The 15,275-nt window shown below is 65.7% G+C and carries 17 protein-coding genes, 1 other RNA gene and 1 riboswitch; of the genes, 8 read left to right on the top strand and 10 right to left on the bottom strand.

Annotated features, from left to right (window positions below; all coding sequences use genetic code 11):
* Positions 1 to 27: 27 nt before the first annotated feature.
* From AWB78_RS30005 to AWB78_RS29985, 5 genes are all read right to left on the bottom strand, one after another.
* Positions 28 to 759 carry an SIMPL domain-containing protein gene (locus AWB78_RS30005; protein WP_232477939.1) on the bottom strand — a complete coding sequence of 244 codons (732 nt, stop codon included), beginning with the start codon at positions 757 to 759 and terminating at the stop codon, positions 28 to 30.
* Between the two features lie 87 nt (positions 760 to 846).
* The gene (locus tag AWB78_RS30000) at positions 847 to 1,305 is read right to left on the bottom strand and encodes an EVE domain-containing protein (RefSeq protein WP_062610137.1); all 459 of its coding nucleotides are present in this window, start codon (positions 1,303 to 1,305) and stop codon (positions 847 to 849) included.
* 85 nt (positions 1,306 to 1,390) lie between these two features.
* Positions 1,391 to 1,572, bottom strand: a non-coding RNA gene (ssrS, locus tag AWB78_RS29995) — 6S RNA.
* Positions 1,573 to 1,689: 117 nt separating this feature from the next.
* Positions 1,690 to 2,004: a cell division protein ZapA gene (locus tag AWB78_RS29990; protein ID WP_062610135.1), complete on the bottom strand. Its 315-nt coding sequence runs from the start codon at positions 2,002 to 2,004 to the stop codon at positions 1,690 to 1,692.
* The gene (locus AWB78_RS29985; RefSeq protein ID WP_062610133.1) at positions 2,001 to 2,369 is read right to left on the bottom strand and encodes a hypothetical protein; all 369 of its coding nucleotides are present in this window, start codon (positions 2,367 to 2,369) and stop codon (positions 2,001 to 2,003) included. The genes AWB78_RS29990 and AWB78_RS29985 overlap by 4 nt, the downstream gene beginning before the upstream one ends.
* 259 nt (positions 2,370 to 2,628) lie before the next feature.
* Positions 2,629 to 2,928: riboswitch (cobalamin riboswitch) on the top strand.
* A gap of 83 nt (positions 2,929 to 3,011) precedes the next feature.
* Between AWB78_RS29985 and AWB78_RS29980 the strand changes: the two genes are divergently transcribed.
* From AWB78_RS29980 to cobC, 6 genes are read left to right on the top strand one after another with little or no spacing between them, the layout of a single operon-like run.
* On the top strand, positions 3,012 to 4,886 hold the full coding sequence (locus AWB78_RS29980; RefSeq protein ID WP_062610131.1) for a TonB-dependent receptor domain-containing protein: 1,875 nt from the start codon (positions 3,012 to 3,014) through the stop codon (positions 4,884 to 4,886).
* Positions 4,887 to 4,912: 26 nt separating this feature from the next.
* Positions 4,913 to 5,911 (top strand): FecCD family ABC transporter permease, encoded by a 999-nt coding sequence (locus AWB78_RS29975; RefSeq protein WP_062610181.1) that lies wholly within the window; start codon positions 4,913 to 4,915, stop codon positions 5,909 to 5,911.
* Complete coding sequence (locus AWB78_RS29970) at positions 5,908 to 6,684, top strand: ABC transporter ATP-binding protein (protein WP_062610129.1); 777 nt, start codon at positions 5,908 to 5,910, stop codon at positions 6,682 to 6,684. The genes AWB78_RS29975 and AWB78_RS29970 overlap by 4 nt, the downstream gene beginning before the upstream one ends.
* 11 nt (positions 6,685 to 6,695) lie before the next feature.
* Entirely contained in the window at positions 6,696 to 7,748 is a 1,053-nt protein-coding gene (gene cobT, locus AWB78_RS29965; RefSeq protein WP_062610127.1) for a nicotinate-nucleotide--dimethylbenzimidazole phosphoribosyltransferase, read from the top strand.
* 1 nt (position 7,749) lies between these two features.
* Positions 7,750 to 8,511: an adenosylcobinamide-GDP ribazoletransferase gene (locus tag AWB78_RS29960; RefSeq protein WP_062610125.1), complete on the top strand. Its 762-nt coding sequence runs from the start codon at positions 7,750 to 7,752 to the stop codon at positions 8,509 to 8,511.
* Positions 8,496 to 9,065, top strand: coding sequence for an alpha-ribazole phosphatase (gene cobC / locus AWB78_RS29955; protein WP_062610123.1), 570 nt, complete (start codon positions 8,496 to 8,498; stop codon positions 9,063 to 9,065). The genes AWB78_RS29960 and cobC overlap by 16 nt, the downstream gene beginning before the upstream one ends.
* Positions 9,066 to 9,076: 11 nt before the next feature.
* On the opposite strand, the gene AWB78_RS29950 is transcribed toward cobC, so the two are convergent.
* Genes AWB78_RS29950 through cobU form a run of 4 tightly spaced genes read right to left on the bottom strand, consistent with a single transcriptional unit; the run spans position 9,077 to position 12,472 of the window.
* Positions 9,077 to 9,970, bottom strand: a complete 894-nt coding sequence (locus AWB78_RS29950) for a cobalamin-binding protein (protein ID WP_062610178.1) — start codon at positions 9,968 to 9,970, stop codon at positions 9,077 to 9,079.
* A complete protein-coding gene (gene cobD / locus AWB78_RS29945) occupies positions 9,967 to 10,962 on the bottom strand; it encodes a threonine-phosphate decarboxylase CobD (protein WP_096031866.1) in 996 nt (331 codons plus the stop codon). Before cobD ends, AWB78_RS29950 begins: the two co-directional genes overlap by 4 nt.
* A 1-nt stretch (position 10,963) precedes the next feature.
* Positions 10,964 to 11,905, bottom strand: coding sequence for an adenosylcobinamide-phosphate synthase CbiB (cbiB, locus tag AWB78_RS29940; RefSeq protein WP_062610119.1), 942 nt, complete (start codon positions 11,903 to 11,905; stop codon positions 10,964 to 10,966).
* An 18-nt stretch (positions 11,906 to 11,923) separates the two neighbouring features.
* Positions 11,924 to 12,472 carry a bifunctional adenosylcobinamide kinase/adenosylcobinamide-phosphate guanylyltransferase gene (cobU, locus tag AWB78_RS29935; RefSeq protein ID WP_062610118.1) on the bottom strand — a complete coding sequence of 183 codons (549 nt, stop codon included), beginning with the start codon at positions 12,470 to 12,472 and terminating at the stop codon, positions 11,924 to 11,926.
* 56 nt (positions 12,473 to 12,528) lie between these two features.
* Here cobU and AWB78_RS29930 point away from each other — a divergent pair, with 56 nt between their 5' ends.
* Entirely contained in the window at positions 12,529 to 14,004 is a 1,476-nt protein-coding gene (locus AWB78_RS29930; RefSeq protein ID WP_062610116.1) for a cobyric acid synthase, read from the top strand.
* On the opposite strand, the gene AWB78_RS29925 is transcribed toward AWB78_RS29930, so the two are convergent.
* Positions 13,998 to 14,417 carry a PaaI family thioesterase gene (locus tag AWB78_RS29925; RefSeq protein ID WP_062610114.1) on the bottom strand — a complete coding sequence of 140 codons (420 nt, stop codon included), beginning with the start codon at positions 14,415 to 14,417 and terminating at the stop codon, positions 13,998 to 14,000. The genes AWB78_RS29930 and AWB78_RS29925 overlap by 7 nt on opposite strands.
* A gap of 201 nt (positions 14,418 to 14,618) precedes the next feature.
* Between AWB78_RS29925 and AWB78_RS29920 the strand changes: the two genes are divergently transcribed.
* On the top strand, positions 14,619 to 15,245 hold the full coding sequence (locus tag AWB78_RS29920) for a ParA family protein (protein WP_062610112.1): 627 nt from the start codon (positions 14,619 to 14,621) through the stop codon (positions 15,243 to 15,245).
* Positions 15,246 to 15,275: the final 30 nt, after the last annotated feature.

Below are 15,275 nucleotides of genomic sequence, written 5' to 3'. Positions count from 1 at the left end.
TCGCATGCCGCCCTGCGATCTAAACGCTTAACGCCCCATCTGCACCGAACCCGACACGTCGACGGTCACGGTCGTCGTGCCGGCTTCCATCGCGATCGGCGCGGCTACCTTCGCATCGGCGCTCAGCGCGCGCGCCTGCATCATCATGACCGGGCGCGGCTGCGCGCCGCTGCGTCCGACGTTCACTTCCCGAATCGTGAAATTGCTGTAGCCGAACGCCTGCGCGGCGGTTTGCGCCTGCTTGCGGTACGAATCGATGGCTTGCGAGACGAGCTTCTGCTCGGCCGCGCGCTGCGCTTCGGGCGACAGCGAGAACGCGACGCTGCCTACTTGCATCGACGAGCTCATCTTGCCCGCGAGCTTCGACGCCGCCGCGAAATCATGCGACTCGAGCACGACTTCCGTGCGTCCGCGCCACGCGGAAATCTTGCCGTCACGATCGGTGGACGGATAAACGGTGAACGAGCCGCTCTTCGCGGTCACGCCCTCGACGCCCTTCGCCTCGCGCAACGCGGCCTCGGCGCGCTGATTGAGCGTGTTGGTGAGCGTAGAAGGATCGGCCGCTTCCTGCTCGTAGAAGAGCGTGATGTTGACGACATCCTGCGGCACTTGCGCGCTCGCCTGTGCCGATAGCGAGAGCACGCCCGATGGCTGCGGCTGCGTGATCACCGTTTGCGCGGTGGCTGCCTGAGAGAAGGTGAGCGCGGCGCCCGACATCGCGAGAAGGGCGAGTGCGGCGGCGGTTTTCTTGTTGATCATCGAAGGACTCCGAACGCCTCATGGCGTAATGCCGTCGCGTGATTCGCGACCGGATTTAGGCGGTGCCTTCGTGTCGTAAGTTCCGTGTTAGACGAGGTGCTCGGTAATAAATCGCCACTGCGCTTCGGTCACCGGCGTGATCGACAAACGATTGCCGCGCGCGAGCACCTGCATGTCCGCGAGTGCTTCATGCTCACGCAACGTCGCGAGCGCTATGAGCGGCGTCTTCCTGACGAACTTCACGTCGACCAGCATCCAGCGCGGCGTTTCCTGCGTGGACTTCGGATCGTAGTAATCGCTCTTCGGATCGAACTGCGTGGGATCGGGGTAGGCCGTCGAGCACACGCTCGCGATACCCGCGATGCCCGGCTCCGGGCAGCTCGAATGATAGAAGAGCACGCCGTCACCGATCTGCATCTGATCGCGCATGAAGTTGCGCGCCTGATAGTTGCGCACGCCCGTCCACGGCAGGGTTTTTTTCGGCGCGTGCGCGAGATGATCGATGCTCGCTTCGTCCGGTTCGGACTTCATCAGCCAGTAGCGCATGATTGTTCGCTATGCAGGATCGACGATGCTGAATCGACGATGCAAATGAAAACGGCACCGGAAAATCCGATGCCGTTTCTTGAATGAGGTCCCCGCCACGGCCGCTAGGCCGGCATCCTGAACCTGGGTTCAAGATTGGTCGCGGTAAGCAACACTTCGGGTACATCGGACTAGCGACGCGCGCGCCCATGTTGCAAGGTTCCGCAACCGTGCCAATGTAGCATTGGTTCAAGGAATATATGACCTTGGCGTACCAGGCAGGGAACCGTCACTTTACACCAATCGTTTGCCTTATGCAGCTTCTCGGCAGTGTTCGCGCGGTTTCTTTTTTCGATTGACATCGGGCCTGCGATTGACTGTTGCCCGGTGCCGTTCGCGCATCACTTACTGCGCTTCATATTGCGCGATGACCGCGCTCAACTGCTCGTTCATCGAGTGCATCGTGTGACGGATTTCCTCGGCGGGAAAGGCCTCGCCGTGACGCACGCTGTCCTGCAGCTTAAGCAATTCCGACGCCAGCGAGAGCGCCGCCATCACCGCGATGCGATCCGTGCCGCGCACGTTGCTTGCATTGCGCACCTTGTTCATCTCGGCATCGACGCGCGCGACGGCTTCGCGCAGCGCGCCTTCCGTTGCCGGCGAGCACGCGAGACGATAGGGCTGCCCGAGAATGGATACTTCGATCTGCGTGGTCGTCATGCCTTCTCTCCTTGATGATGCTCGCCGTGCAATTCCGCTTCATGCGCTTCCTGGGAATCGGCTTCGAGGAGATCGAGTTGATTGTCGGATTCGGCGTGTTGCTCCGACTTCGCACGCGGCAGCTTTTCGAGGATCGCGTTCAGGCGCACTTGTGCGTCGTCGATCTTCGCGGAGAGTGAGTCGCGTTCGGACTGCAGCGCATCGCGTTCTTCGCGCACTTGCACGAGTTCGGCCTGCACGTTTGCATAGTCGGCACGCAGCTGTTCGAGTTGTTCCTGCAGCGCCTGATGCGCCTGCTTGTGGCGCTCGCTGATCTGGATCAGCCGGCCGATATTTCCTGACAGTGATTCGAGTTCGTTGAGCATGTGCTGCGTCCTCTAAAGACCTCGCATTTTAGCGCGGTTCAACGGAGCTTCCGATAATTGTCTCGTTTCGAGACGTAACAGCATGCGATCTCGCGCTTAAACCATCGATTAAGCGCATGTCGCCTTGCATTCGTGTGCAGAAAACGCGAGCGCTGGTCATCGCTCGCGTAAGGACAGGCCGGCCGATTCTCGTTCGATTCGTGATGCGCCGCGCCAATCCGTCCGTGCCGCTTTCTTGACGGCCCCCACCCGCGCTCCTACACTTGCCGCACTTTTTGGTGCTCGCATTCGCGAATCTCGCGGATGCAGTCAAACGGGAAACAGGGAGCGAAGTCTCGAAGTCCGACCGGGACGAGCCAACCTGTGCTGCCCCCGCAACGGTAAGCGACCGCAACGCAAGTTGCAAGTCGTCTCATGCGCGTTTTTGCAGCGCGAGCGTGTCGAATTTCATCGCACGGACTCGACTGCAAGAAACGTGTCGACGCCACTGCGCACGATGCGCGGGAAGGCGAGACGATCCGTCGCCAGCCCGGATACCGGCCAAAGCTCGACGCATCGGCGCTCATCGCGCGATGCGTTCGTCGCGCATCGACCTCGCGGGGAGCGGGGCCGCGCTCATGCTCCACGGGAACGCTTCACACCATGTTTTTGTCTCTGGCCGCCATCGAAGACGGCCGCTTTCTTCGTCGCACGCTCGTTGCGGCGATCGCCGGTTTGCCGCTCGCAAGCACCGCATACGCCGCCGACGATACATCGCAAACGCTTGCGCCCATCGTCGTCACCGCGACGCGCGCGCCGCAGCCGCTCGCGGACTCCATTCCGCAGACATCGGTCTTCGACGAACAGGACATCGCCGATGCCAACGCCGACGACGCGCTCGGCCTCGTCGCGCTCGCGCCCGGCGTGCAGATCACGCGCAATGGCGGACCGGGCGCGAACTCGGGACTCTTCATACGCGGCGCGGCGTCGTCGCAATCGCTCGTGCTGATCGACGGCGTGCGGGTCGAATCGGCGTCGCTCGGCGCGGCGCAGCTGTCGCAACTGATGCTCGATCAGATCGGGCGCGTCGAGGTCGTGAACGGCAATGTGTCGGCGCTGTATGGATCGAATGCGATCGGCGGCGTCGTGCAGATCTTCACGAAGGAGGGCGGGGCGCATCCGCCGCGCTTCAATGTCGAGGCCGAATACGGCAGCTATCACACGCAGCGTCAATCGGCGGGCGTGAACGGCGCGCTCGACAAGGACGGCCGCACGACCTTCAGCCTCAACGTGTCGCGCGAGAAAACCGACGGCTTCTCGTCGATCGATCCGGATATCGCGCCCAATGCGAACCCGAACGCGAACGGCTATCTGAACGAGAGCGTCGCCGCGACGCTGCGCCACACGTTCAGCGACAAGTGGGACGCGGGCGTGCGCTTCCTGCAATCGAACGGCATCAACAGCTTCGACGATGCCTACGGCCTGCCCACCGATATCAACGAAACGCACGATCGCGTGCGTTCGGCTTCGGTGTTCGCGAACGGCAGGATCACCGACAACTGGACCACGCACTTCACGATCGCGCAGGGACAGGACCGCGCGAACATCGAGCAGAACGGCGTCTATACGAGCCGCTTCGACTCGGAGAATCATCAATACATGTGGCAGAACGATGTCCGGATCAGCGACGCGCACAAGCTGCTCTTCGGTTATGAGCATCTCGACCAGACGCTCGACTCCGATCAGTTCAGCGCGCCCGATCGTCACGTGAACTCGGTGTTCGCGGGCTATGTCGGGCGCATCGGCGCGAGCGAGTTGCAGGCGAATCTGCGTCACGACCAGTATTCCGATTTCGGCGGCGCGAACAGCTACTATCTGGGCTACGCGTACAACTTCGACGCGCACTGGAAGGCGAGCGCGAGCTATGCGGCGGCGTTCCGCGCGCCGAGCTTCGACGACCTCTACTATCCGTTCAGCGGCAATCCGTCGATCCAGCCGGAGCGCAGTCATTCGGTGGAAGCGGCGCTGCAGTACGCATCGAACGCGCTCGGCGTGATGCGCGTGACGCTCTTTCAGACGCGCTATTCGAATCTGATCGACTATGTGTCCGATGGCGGCTTCTACTATGTCGCGCAGAACGTCGGGCGCGCGAAGGTGCAGGGCATCGAGGGATCGTGGGCGGGGCATGTCGGCGCAACGGATGTGCGCGCGGGCGTGACGTTCCAGAATCCCGTCGACGAAACGAATAACGAGGAACTCACGCGCCGCGCGCGGCATTTCGCGACGTTGACGGCGCATCGCACGATCGGGCGCTGGCGCGTCGGCGGCGAATGGATCGTGAGCGGCCAGCGCAGCGATTACGATTCGACGCTCGCGGGTTATGGCATTGTGAATCTGTCGGCGCGCTATGACATCTCTAAGTCGTGGTACGCCACGGCGCGCATCGACAATCTGTTCGACAAGGACTATGAACTTGCGTACTCGTACAACACGCCACGGCGCGGCGCCTATGTCACGCTGGGCTGGCATCCGTCGTGAGCCGCGTCGTTGAGCGTCCGCGCGCGATGAACGCGAGCCGCGCCGCCGCGATCTGGATCGCGCTCGGTGTCGCCGCGTTCGTCGTGCTCGCCGCATCGCTCGCGATGGGCAGCGTCGCGGTGCCGGTATCGCGCGCGATCGGCGCGCTCTTTCGCGCGCATGCCGCGACGCCCGATCTGGCCGATGAGATCGTGCTCACCCTGCGTCTGCCGCGCGCGCTGGCCGGCTTCGCATCGGGCGCATTGCTCGCGATGGCGGGCGCGCTGCTGCAAGTGCTGTTGCGCAATCCGCTTGCCGAGCCCTACGTGCTCGGCGTGTCCGGCGGGGCCGCGACGTTCGCGCTCGCGGCGATGCTCGCATCGCTGCCGTGGTGGGGCGTCGATATCGCCGCCTGCGTGGGCGCCTTTGCATCGATCGTGCTGGTGCTCGGACTCGCGCGCGAAGACCTGTGGCAAAGCGGACAGGATGCGTCGCCCCGGCTCTTGCTGACGGGCGTCGTGATCGCATCGGGATGGGGCGCGCTGATCACGCTGATCCTGAGCATCGCGCCCGAGAACCGGCTGCGCGGCATGATCTTCTGGCTCACGGGCGATCTCAACGGCGCCGCCGCGCCGTGGCCCGCGTTGATCGCGCTCCTGGTCGCGCTCGTCGTGATCGTTCCCGCCGCGCCGCAACTGAACGTGCTCCTGCGTGGCGATACCGCCGCGCACGCGCTCGGCGTGCCGGTCGAGCGCCTGCGTCTGCGCGTGTATCTCGTCGCATCGATCGCGGCGGCGGCAGCGGTGACGACGGCCGGAACCATCGGCTTCGTCGGGCTCGTCGTGCCGCATCTGCTGCGGCTCGCCTTCGGCAACGATCAACGCATGCTCGTGCCCGCCGCCGCGCTCGCGGGCGGCCTCGCCGTGATGGCCGCCGATCTCGCCGCGCGCACCGTGATCGCGCCCGCGCAATTGCCGGTGGGCGTCGTCACGGCGCTGACCGGCGTGCCGATGTTCCTGTGGATGCTGCTGCGGAGACCGCGATGAGCCTGCATCTCGATGCCATCGTGCTTCGCGCGGGCGCGCGCACACTCATCGACGGTCTCACGCAGACGATCGAGCCGGGCGAGATGTGGTGCATCGCCGGGCCGAACGGCGCGGGCAAGACGACGCTCATCAACGTGCTCGCGGGGCTCGCGAAACCGGCATCGGGCAGCGTGTCGCTCGATGGCCGCGCGCTCCCGACATGGCGCGCGGCGGACCTCGCGCGCGCACGCGCGTTGATGCCGCAAGCCATGCACGACGCCTTCAGCGCGACCGTGCTCGATACCGTGCTGCTCAACCGCTTTCCGTATCTCACCGGCTGGGGCTGGGAGAACGAAGACGATCGCATTGCGGCTCGCGCCGCGCTCGATCTGCTCGGTCTTGCATCGTTCGCTGCGCGCGACGTGCTCACACTGTCCGGCGGCGAGCGCCAGCGCGTCGCGCTCGCCGCCGTGCTGTGCCAGAACGCGCCGCTCCTGTTGCTCGACGAACCGCTTTCGCATCTCGATCTGCATCATCAGATCGACTGCCTGCATGCGTTGCGCGACGCTGCGCGCGAGCATAAGCGCGGCGTAATCTTCTCGTGCCACGATCTGAATCTCGCGCGCCGTTTCGCGACGCATGCGCTCCTGCTCGACGGCAAAGGCGGCGCTCACGCGGGCCTCGTCGCCGACGTATTGACGCCCGAACGCGCGAGCGCGGCATTCGGCTATCCGCTCGCGCTGATCCGCGACGGCGAGCACGAAGCGCTCGTGCCTTCCATTCATCGCTCTTGAAAGGAATTTCGATGTCCACGCTCAACGACATCCCGATGCCCCGCGCGCTCGACCGCGCCCTCGAAGCCGATCTGCGCCGCATCATCGACATGAAGACGAAGCCGCCCGGCAGCCTCGGGCGGCTCGAATCCATCGCGCTGCAGATGGGCCTGATTCAACGCACGACGAAACCGCGCATCGAGCGTCCCGCGATGATCGTCTTCGCCGGCGATCACGGCATCGCGAAAGAGGGCGTGAGTGCGTTTCCGCAGGAAGTGACCGCGCAGATGGTCGCGAACTTTCTGACGGGCGGCGCGGCGATCAATGCTCTGTCGCGCTCGGTCGGCATGACGCTCGAAGTCGTCGATGCGGGCGTCGCGACGCCGATTCCCATCGATCATGGATACGAGCGCCTGTCGCTCGGGCTCGGCACGCGCAACTTCGCGCACGAGCCGGCGATGTCGCGCGACACCGCGCTCGAAGGCATCGCGCGCGGCGTGGCGCGCGTGCGGCATCACGCGTCGCTCGGCACGAATGTGATCGGCTTCGGCGAGATGGGCATCGCGAATACATCGGCGGCGGCGTGTCTGATGAGCCGCCTGTGCGATGTGTCTGTCGATGAATGCGTCGGGCGCGGCACGGGTCTCGACGATCGCGGTCTCGCGCACAAGCGCGATGTGCTGTCGAAAGCGCTCGCGTTGCATCGCGATCGAGGCGATGCCATCGACACACTCGCGGCCTTCGGCGGCTTCGAGATCGCGATGATGACGGGCGCTTATCTTGCCGCCGCGTGCGAAGGCATGACGATACTCGTCGATGGCTTCATCGCGACATCGGCGTTGCTGGTTGCATCGAAGATCGCGCCTGACGTGCTCGACTATTGCGTGTTCGCGCATGCGTCGAACGAGTCGGGGCATCGCCGCATGCTCGCGCATTTCGACGCCGCGCCGCTTCTGCAACTCGACTTGCGGCTCGGCGAAGGCACGGGCGCGGCGCTCGCGCTGCCGATCCTGCGCGCGGCCGTCGCGTTCGTCGACGAGATGGCGAGCTTCGAGTCCGCGGGCGTATCGAACAAAGCGGATTGAGATGAACCGGCCGCTCGACGAACTGCGCTACTTCTTCACCGCGCTCGGCTATTTCACGCGCGTGCCGGTGCCGCGCTGGGTCGGCTTCGAGCGTGAATACCTGAACGCGGCGGCGCGTTACTTTCCGCTCGTCGGCGCGATGGTCGGCGGCGTCGCGGCGCTCGTCTATCTCGCGGCGTTGCGCGTGTTTCCGCCGGGTGTCGCGGTGCTGCTTTCGATGGCCGCGACGCTCGTTCTCACCGGCGCATTTCATGAAGACGGCCTCGCCGATTGCGTCGATGCATTCGGCGGCGCGTACACGCGTGAAGATGCGCTGCGCATCATGCACGACTCGCGCATCGGCGCGTTCGGCGCGATTGCGATCGTGATCGCGCTGGCGCTCAAATGGCAGGCGCTCGCCGCGCTGCCGCCGCAACGCGTCGCATGGACGATGGTCGCCGCGCACGCCGCGAGCCGCGCGTTCGCGATCAGCTATCTGGTCACGCTCGACTACGTGCGCGCCGAAGGCAAGGCGAAGCCGGTTGCGCAGCGGATGAGTCTGGCGTCGTTCGCGCTGGCGCTCGGCTTCGGCTTGCCGTGGCTGTTCATGATCGACTGGAAACTGGCCTGCTTCACGATCGTCGCGTTGATCGTATTGCGCTTCGTCATCGGACGTTACTTCGTCCGACGCATCGGCGGCTATACCGGCGATTGCCTCGGCTTCGCGCAGCAGGTGTTCGAAATCGCGATCTATCTCATCGGGCTTGCATGGATCTCATCCTGATTCGACATCCGGAAGTCGCCGTCGATGCGGGCATCTGCTACGGACAAAGCGATGTGCCTCTGCGGCGCGATGTACGCGATCTGGCGAGCATGCTGAGCGCGCGCATGGAAGAGCTGAACGCGCCCGTATGTATCGACGGATGGCATACGAGTCCGTTGCAACGATGCGCCTCCATTGCACATGCGCTCGGCGCGAACGCACACATCGACGCCCGTCTCGCCGAAATGCACTTCGGTGCGTGGGAAGGCTGCGCGTGGGACACGATCGATCGCGCGCTCATCGACGCATGGGCCGCCGATATCGAGCACGCGCGTCCGCATGGCGGCGAGAGTTTCGCGCAGTTCGCGCGTCGCGTCATCGCGTGGTTCGAAGCGGCATGTGTCGATCAGCAAGCCGTGCATGTGATCGCGCATGCGGGTGTTATGCGCGTGCTGGCATCGCATCTTCTCGGCATCGCGCGCGAGAACGCATTGCAATGGCCGCTCGATTTCGGCGCGATCGCGTGGTTCAGGCGCGTGCGCGGGCAGTGGCTTCTCGTGCGCTGGAACGCCTGATCGCTTCGTGATTACTTCGGGCGCCGCTCGCGCGCCGCTTCGAGATCGCGGCAGAGTTCCGCCGCGCCCAATGCGAGACGAGGCGTGGGCCGGTTGATGAGATCGCCATCGATGCCGAAGAGATTGCCGCGCGCGACCGCCGTCAACGACGGCCAGCGCTTCCATCGCTCGAGCGCGGGCAGCGGACGGTCGGGTTTCGTCGCGCCGGGCGTCGCGGTGACGATCGCTTCGGGATTCGCCGCGAGCACGGCTTCCGTCGATATCGTCGGCACGCGCGGCTTTTCCGCCGCGAACACGTTCGCGCCGCCGCATAGCCCGATCACTTCGTCGAAGACATTGTCGCGATTGAGCGTCATCAGCGGATCGTCCCAGACCTGATAGAACACGCTGACGGACGGCCTTTGCGCATAACGCGCGCGCAGTTGCGCGATGTCGCGCGTGAACGCATCCGAAGCCGCGCGTGCTTGCTGTTGCGTGCCGAGCAGCGCACCGAGCTTGTCGATGCTCGTCGCGATATCGGCGAGATGCTTCGGCTCGCTGAAGTAGATCGGGATACCGAGCGCCTGGAGACGATCCATCTGACGCGCCGCGTTCCCATGCCGCCAGACGACGATCAGATCCGGATGCAACGCGACGATGCGCTCCAGATCGAGCGCCTTGTTGTCGCCGACGCGCGGGATCGCCTGCGCTTCCTTCGGATAGTCGCTATACGTCACCGCGCCGACGATGTGCGCGCCGCCGCCCGCCGCGAACAGCAGTTCCGTGACGTGCGGCGCGAGGCTGACGACGCGCTCGGCCGGTTTCGCGAGCGTGACGGATGCGCCGCTGTCGTCGGTGATGGTGATGGCATGCGCTCGCGCAGCGGCCAGGCCGATCAGTACCGCAATCGCACAGCGCAGCCTCACGCGCGAATCTCCCGCAGCGCACGCGACAGGCGCGCCCAATCGCCTTCCGCGCCCGGCAATCCGATGCGCAGGCTCGGCGTCATGCCGGGCAGATCGAAGAGGCGCGTCCAGATGCCGCGCAGCGCGAGCGCGTGTTGAAGTTCGGGCGCGTTCGAAGTGGGCGTCCATGCGAAGAGCGGCGTCGCGTGCACGTCGAAGCCTTGGCTCGCGATCAACGCGGCGAGACGTGCGCCGTCCTGTTGCAGGCGTTCGCGCGTTTCGCGCTGCCAGGCGGCATCGGCGAAAGCGGTTTCCACCGCGTGACGCGCCGGGCCGCTCACGGTCCACGCGCCGAGCGTATCGCGCAACGCATCGAGCATCGACGGCGCCGCGAGCACGAAGCCCGCGCGGATGCCCGCGAGCCCGAAGAACTTGCCGACCGAGCGCAGCACGATGAGCCCGTCGCGCGCGGTCTCGCTCGCCAGCGACGCCGCCGGATCGACATCGGCGAACGCTTCATCGACGATCAGCGTGCCGCCGCGCGCCGCGAGCTGCGCGTGCCAGCGCAGGAGCGTGTCGCGCGAAAGGCGCTCGGCGGTCGGGTTGTTCGGATTCGCGACGATGACGTGATCGAGCGTATCGGGCACATCGCGCGCGGCGACGTCGAGCGTTGCGATCGTGTGGCCCGCGCGCATGAATGCGGGCGCATATTCGCCGTAAGTCAGCGGCGCGACGCCCGCCGTGCCGCGACGCAACAGCGCGGGCAGCGCGCGGATCGCCGCCTGCGAGCCCGCCACCGGCAACGCGAGCGGCGCGCCGTAATGACACGCGGCGGCGTCGGCGAGACCGTCGTCGTCTTCGGGCAGGCGACGCCATGCATCGGGCGGCACGGGCGGCACCGGATAGCCGCGCGGATTGATGCCCGTCGACAGATCGAGCCAGTCATCGAAGGGAATCGCGTAGCGGCGCGCGGCTTCGCGCAGATTGCCGCCGTGTCGGATGGGATGCGCCATATCAGCCACTCGTGGTTGCGCTCAAGGCCGCGAAGATCAACAGCACCGCGAGCCACATCAACGTCGCGCGCTCGACGAGCCGCAACGCCGCGACCACATGCTTCGGGTTCGCGCTGTGGCCCGCGCCGAGCGTCGGCCGCACCTCGAGCTTGCCGTGATAGACCGCCGCGCCGCCGATCAGCACGTTCAGGCTGCCCGCGCCCGCGGCCATCACGGGGCCCGCGTTCGGGCTGTCCCACGAGCGCGCCTGCGTGCGCCAGCAGTGCCAGGCCATGTGCGTGTCGCCGGCGAGCGCGTAGGTCGCCGCCGTGAGACGCGCGGGAATGAAGTTGAGCACGTCGTCGAAGCGCGCCGCCGCCCAGCCGAAGCGCAAGTAGCGCGGTGTGCGATAGCCCCACATCGCGTCGAGCGTGTTGGCGAGGCGGAACATGAGCGCGCCCGGCCCGCCCGCGACGGCGAACCAGAAGAGCGCGCCGAAGATCGCGTCGTTGCCGTTCTCCAGCGCCGATTCCACCGCCGCGCGCGACAGGGCGTTTTCATCGGCGTGAGAGGTGTCGCGTGACACGATGCGCGAGGTCAGCGCGCGCGCGGCGTCGATATCGCCGAAGCTCAAAGCGCGCGCGATCGGCGCGATATGCTGCCGCAGGCTCTTCGCGCCGAGCGCGAACCAGAGCAGCAGCACGTGCACGAGACACGCATAGGCAAACGGCAGCACGCTGACGAGAAACCACGCGATGCCCACCGGCGGCGCAACCGCGATGAACCACGCGAGTATGCCCGCCGGGCGCGCGCGAAAGCCGGTGTTCATGCGCGCTTCGAGCCGGGTCGCGAGATTGCCGAAGCCGACGAGCGGATGACGCGCGCGCGGCTCGCCGAAGATGCGGTCGACGATCACGCCGAGCACGGCGAGCAGGGCCATCGCGTAGGCGGAGAGAAGGAGCATCGCTCGTCGATTCTCCCGTCAGCCTTTGAGCGCGAGCGGCAGGCCCGCGACCATCAGCGTCGCGCGCGTGCTCGCGGCGGCGACGCGCTGGTTCAGGCGCCCGAGTTCATCGACGTAAAGACGCGTGACCGAACCGAGCGGCACGACGCCGAGCCCGATTTCATTGCTCACGACGATGACCTTGCCGCGCGTTTCTGCAAGCGCCGCATCGAAGCGTGCGAAGGCTTCGCGCGCGCTGTCGGGCAGGACGGCCACGTCCTCGCTCGCGCTTTCCGATGTGAAAAGCAGATTGGCGAGCCACAACGTGAGGCAGTCGATCAGCACGCAATGTCCCGCGCGATCCGCCTCGTGCAATGCGTCCGCGAGATCGAGCGGCGCTTCGACGAGCGCCCAGTGCGCGGGCCTGCGCTCGCGATGAAGCCGCACGCGCGCCTCGAACTCGGCATCGCCGATGCGCGCGGTCGCGATATACGTCACGGGCAGCCCGCTTTCGGATGCAAGCCGTTCGGCGTGCGCGCTCTTGCCGGAGCGCGCGCCGCCGAGGATGAAAGTGAGATCGGGAGTCATCGCGATATTGTACTGACGGGCTAAGATAGCGCGTCGTTCTTCATGAGAATCTTCCGATGCCTTTCACGCCTCGCGGCACGCTGATGATCCAGGGCACGACGTCCGATGCCGGCAAGAGCACGCTCGTCGCGGGGCTGTGCCGTCTCGCGCGTCGCGGCGGCGTGCGCGTCGCGCCGTTCAAGCCGCAGAACATGGCGCTCAACAGCGCGGTGACCATCGATGGCGGCGAGATCGGCCGCGCGCAGGCGCTGCAGGCCGTCGCGGCGGGCGTCGACGCGCGCATCGACTTCAATCCGGTGCTGCTCAAGCCGACGAGCGATCGCGGCGCGCAGGTCATCATCCACGGTCACGCGCACGCGAACCTCGATGCGCGGGCCTATCACGCGTACAAGCGCATCGCGTTCGATGCGGTGCTCGCGTCCTACGCGCGTTTGCGCAACGAGTTCGATGCGGTGATCGTCGAGGGCGCGGGCAGTCCCGCCGAGATCAATCTGCGCGACGGCGATATCGCCAACATGGGCTTCGCCGAGCACGTCGATTGCCCGGTCGTGCTCGTCGCGGATATCGATCGCGGCGGCGTGTTCGCGCATCTCGTCGGCACGCTGGCGTGTCTGTCGGAGAGCGAGCGGGCGCGTGTTCGCGGCTTCGTCATCAACCGGTTTCGCGGGGATATCGGCCTTTTGAAGCCGGGGCTCGACTGGCTGGAAGCGCAGACGGGCAAGCCGGTGTTCGGCGTGCTGCCATATCTGCACGGGCTCACGCTCGATGCCGAAGACATGCTGCCGAGCCAGCCGCATACGCACGGCGCCATGTCCGCGCTGAAGGTCATCGTGCCCGCGCTGCCGCGCATCAGCAATCACACGGATTTCGATGCTTTGCGGGCGCATCCGCAGGTCGATTTCAGCTATGTGCGCGCGGGCGTCGCGCCGCCGTCCGCCGATCTGATCGTGCTGCCAGGCTCGAAAAGCGTGCAGCGCGATCTCGCGTGGCTGCGCGAAAACGGCTGGGATCGCGCGATCGAACGGCATCTGCGTTATGGCGGCAAGGTGCTCGGCATCTGCGGCGGCATGCAGATGCTCGGGCGCGAGATCGACGATCCGGATGGCGTCGAAGGCGCGGCGGGCTGCGTGAATGGATTGGCGCTGCTCGATTTTGCGACCGTGCTCACGCCGCGGAAGCAACTGGAGAATGTCGTGGGCGAGTTGATGATCGACGGCACGCAAGCGCCCGTGCGCGGCTACGAAATCCACATGGGCCGCACGCACGGCGCGGCGCTCGCGCGTCCTTTCGTCGCGCTGGATTCGGGACGTGTCGATGGCGCCGTGTCGGACGACGGCCAGATCGCCGCGACCTACCTGCACGGCGTCTTCGATACGCCGGAAGCCTGCGCGGCGCTGCTCGCGTGGGCGGGCGTGAAGGGCGCCGAGCCGCTCGATTATCCGGCGCTGCGCGAAGCCTCGCTCGACCGTCTGGCCGACTCTTTCGCGCAGTCGCTCGATCTGGATGCGCTTCTGGCCGCCTTCGGTCAATAGAGAATCATCTGCGTGCAACGGAACATGGCGATGAGCTTGCCGTCGCCATTCGTGACCGTCGCGTCCCACACTTGCGTGCTGCGCCCGAGATGCACGGCGCTCGCCTTCGCGATGATCTTCCCTTCGCGCGCCGTCGACACATGGTTGCTCTTCAGTTCGAGCGTCGTGAAGTTCTGCGCGTTCTCCGGCAGATGGGCGATGCACGCATAGCCGCAGCACGTATCCGCGAGACCGACGACCGTCGCCGCGTGCAGAAAGCCGTTCGGCGCGAGCAGTTCCGGACGGATCGCCAGCTCGCCGGTCAACTGGCCCTGGTCGAGCGAGATCAGTTGCACGCCGAGCAGGTCGGGCAGGCGGCCTTTCTGGCGGTTGCGGAGGAAGTCGAGCGTGACATCGGGGCGGAGCTTGGTCATGGGCGTCGTGGGAATGGAAATGGATGACTAATGCCAACTTCGGCGGCAGATTCGGCACGGCCGTTCGGCCAGCGTGCCGGATGCACCACTTTTGCCGATAATATCAACGCTCGAATCATGCACCTGTTCTCGTAAAGTCGAAATTCGTGCGCGCGCCGCATGGCAACGTGCCCGCGCGCCCAACAAAATCCAGGACACTTCATGACCGTGATCGTGGTGGCAAATCCGAAAGGCGGCGTCGGCAAAAGCACGCTCGCAACCAATCTGGCAGGGTATTTCGCGGCACAGGGCGAGTGGGTCGCGCTCGCGGATCTCGACAAGCAGCGCTCGTCGCACGCGTGGCTGTCGCTGCGCGTCGATACGCTGCCGACCATCGAGGAATGGTCGATCGACGTCGATTCACCCGGCAAGCCGCCCAAAGGTCTGGAGAAAGCCGTCGTGGATACCCCCGCCGGGGTGCACGGCAACCGCCTCTCGCTCGCGCTGGAACTGGCGGACAAGGTGATCGTGCCGCTGCAGCCGTCGATGTTCGACATCCTCGCGACGCAGGACTTCCTCGCGAAGCTCGCGAAGGAAAAGGCGGTGAGGAAAGGCGCGATCGAAGTCGGCGTGGTCGGCATGCGCGTCGATGCGCGCACGCGTTCGGCGGATCAACTGCATCGCTTCGTCGAAGGGCTGCAATTGCCCGTGCTCGGCTTTCTGCGCGATACCCAGAACTACGTGCAGCTCGCCGCGCACGGCCTGACGATCTGGGACGTGGCGAAGAGCCGCGTCGAAAAGGATCTGGAGCAGTGGGAGCCGATCATCGAGTGGGTGTCGAAGAAATGAAAAAACCGGCGTCCGCTGAGGAGTCGCCGG

The organism is Caballeronia calidae (assembly GCF_900044055.2).
Lineage (GTDB): Bacteria > Pseudomonadota > Gammaproteobacteria > Burkholderiales > Burkholderiaceae > Caballeronia > Caballeronia calidae.
The sequence above is the reverse complement of the archived record's forward strand: the minus strand, read 5'-3'. Positions and strand labels throughout refer to the sequence as shown.

Bases quoted from the DNA above. Each gene is read 5' to 3' on its own strand.
- AWB78_RS29960 (WP_062610125.1), top strand. From the start codon at position 7,750: ATGAACCGGCCGCTCGACGAACTGCGCTACTTCTTCACCGCGCTCGGC.
- AWB78_RS29980 (WP_062610131.1), top strand. From the start codon at position 3,012: ATGTTTTTGTCTCTGGCCGCCATCGAAGACGGCCGCTTTCTTCGTCGC.
- AWB78_RS30000 (WP_062610137.1), bottom strand. From the start codon at position 1,305: ATGCGCTACTGGCTGATGAAGTCCGAACCGGACGAAGCGAGCATCGAT.
- AWB78_RS29985 (WP_062610133.1), bottom strand. From the start codon at position 2,369: ATGCTCAACGAACTCGAATCACTGTCAGGAAATATCGGCCGGCTGATC.
- cbiB (WP_062610119.1), bottom strand. From the start codon at position 11,905: ATGCTCCTTCTCTCCGCCTACGCGATGGCCCTGCTCGCCGTGCTCGGC.
- AWB78_RS30005 (WP_232477939.1), bottom strand. From the start codon at position 759: ATGATCAACAAGAAAACCGCCGCCGCACTCGCCCTTCTCGCGATGTCG.
- cobC (WP_062610123.1), top strand. From the start codon at position 8,496: ATGGATCTCATCCTGATTCGACATCCGGAAGTCGCCGTCGATGCGGGC.
- cobT (WP_062610127.1), top strand. From the start codon at position 6,696: ATGTCCACGCTCAACGACATCCCGATGCCCCGCGCGCTCGACCGCGCC.
- AWB78_RS29920 (WP_062610112.1), top strand. From the start codon at position 14,619: ATGACCGTGATCGTGGTGGCAAATCCGAAAGGCGGCGTCGGCAAAAGC.
- AWB78_RS29925 (WP_062610114.1), bottom strand. From the start codon at position 14,417: ATGACCAAGCTCCGCCCCGATGTCACGCTCGACTTCCTCCGCAACCGC.
- AWB78_RS29930 (WP_062610116.1), top strand. From the start codon at position 12,529: ATGCCTTTCACGCCTCGCGGCACGCTGATGATCCAGGGCACGACGTCC.
- AWB78_RS29990 (WP_062610135.1), bottom strand. From the start codon at position 2,004: ATGACGACCACGCAGATCGAAGTATCCATTCTCGGGCAGCCCTATCGT.
- cobD (WP_096031866.1), bottom strand. From the start codon at position 10,962: ATGGCGCATCCCATCCGACACGGCGGCAATCTGCGCGAAGCCGCGCGC.
- AWB78_RS29970 (WP_062610129.1), top strand. From the start codon at position 5,908: ATGAGCCTGCATCTCGATGCCATCGTGCTTCGCGCGGGCGCGCGCACA.
- AWB78_RS29975 (WP_062610181.1), top strand. From the start codon at position 4,913: ATGAACGCGAGCCGCGCCGCCGCGATCTGGATCGCGCTCGGTGTCGCC.
- cobU (WP_062610118.1), bottom strand. From the start codon at position 12,472: ATGACTCCCGATCTCACTTTCATCCTCGGCGGCGCGCGCTCCGGCAAG.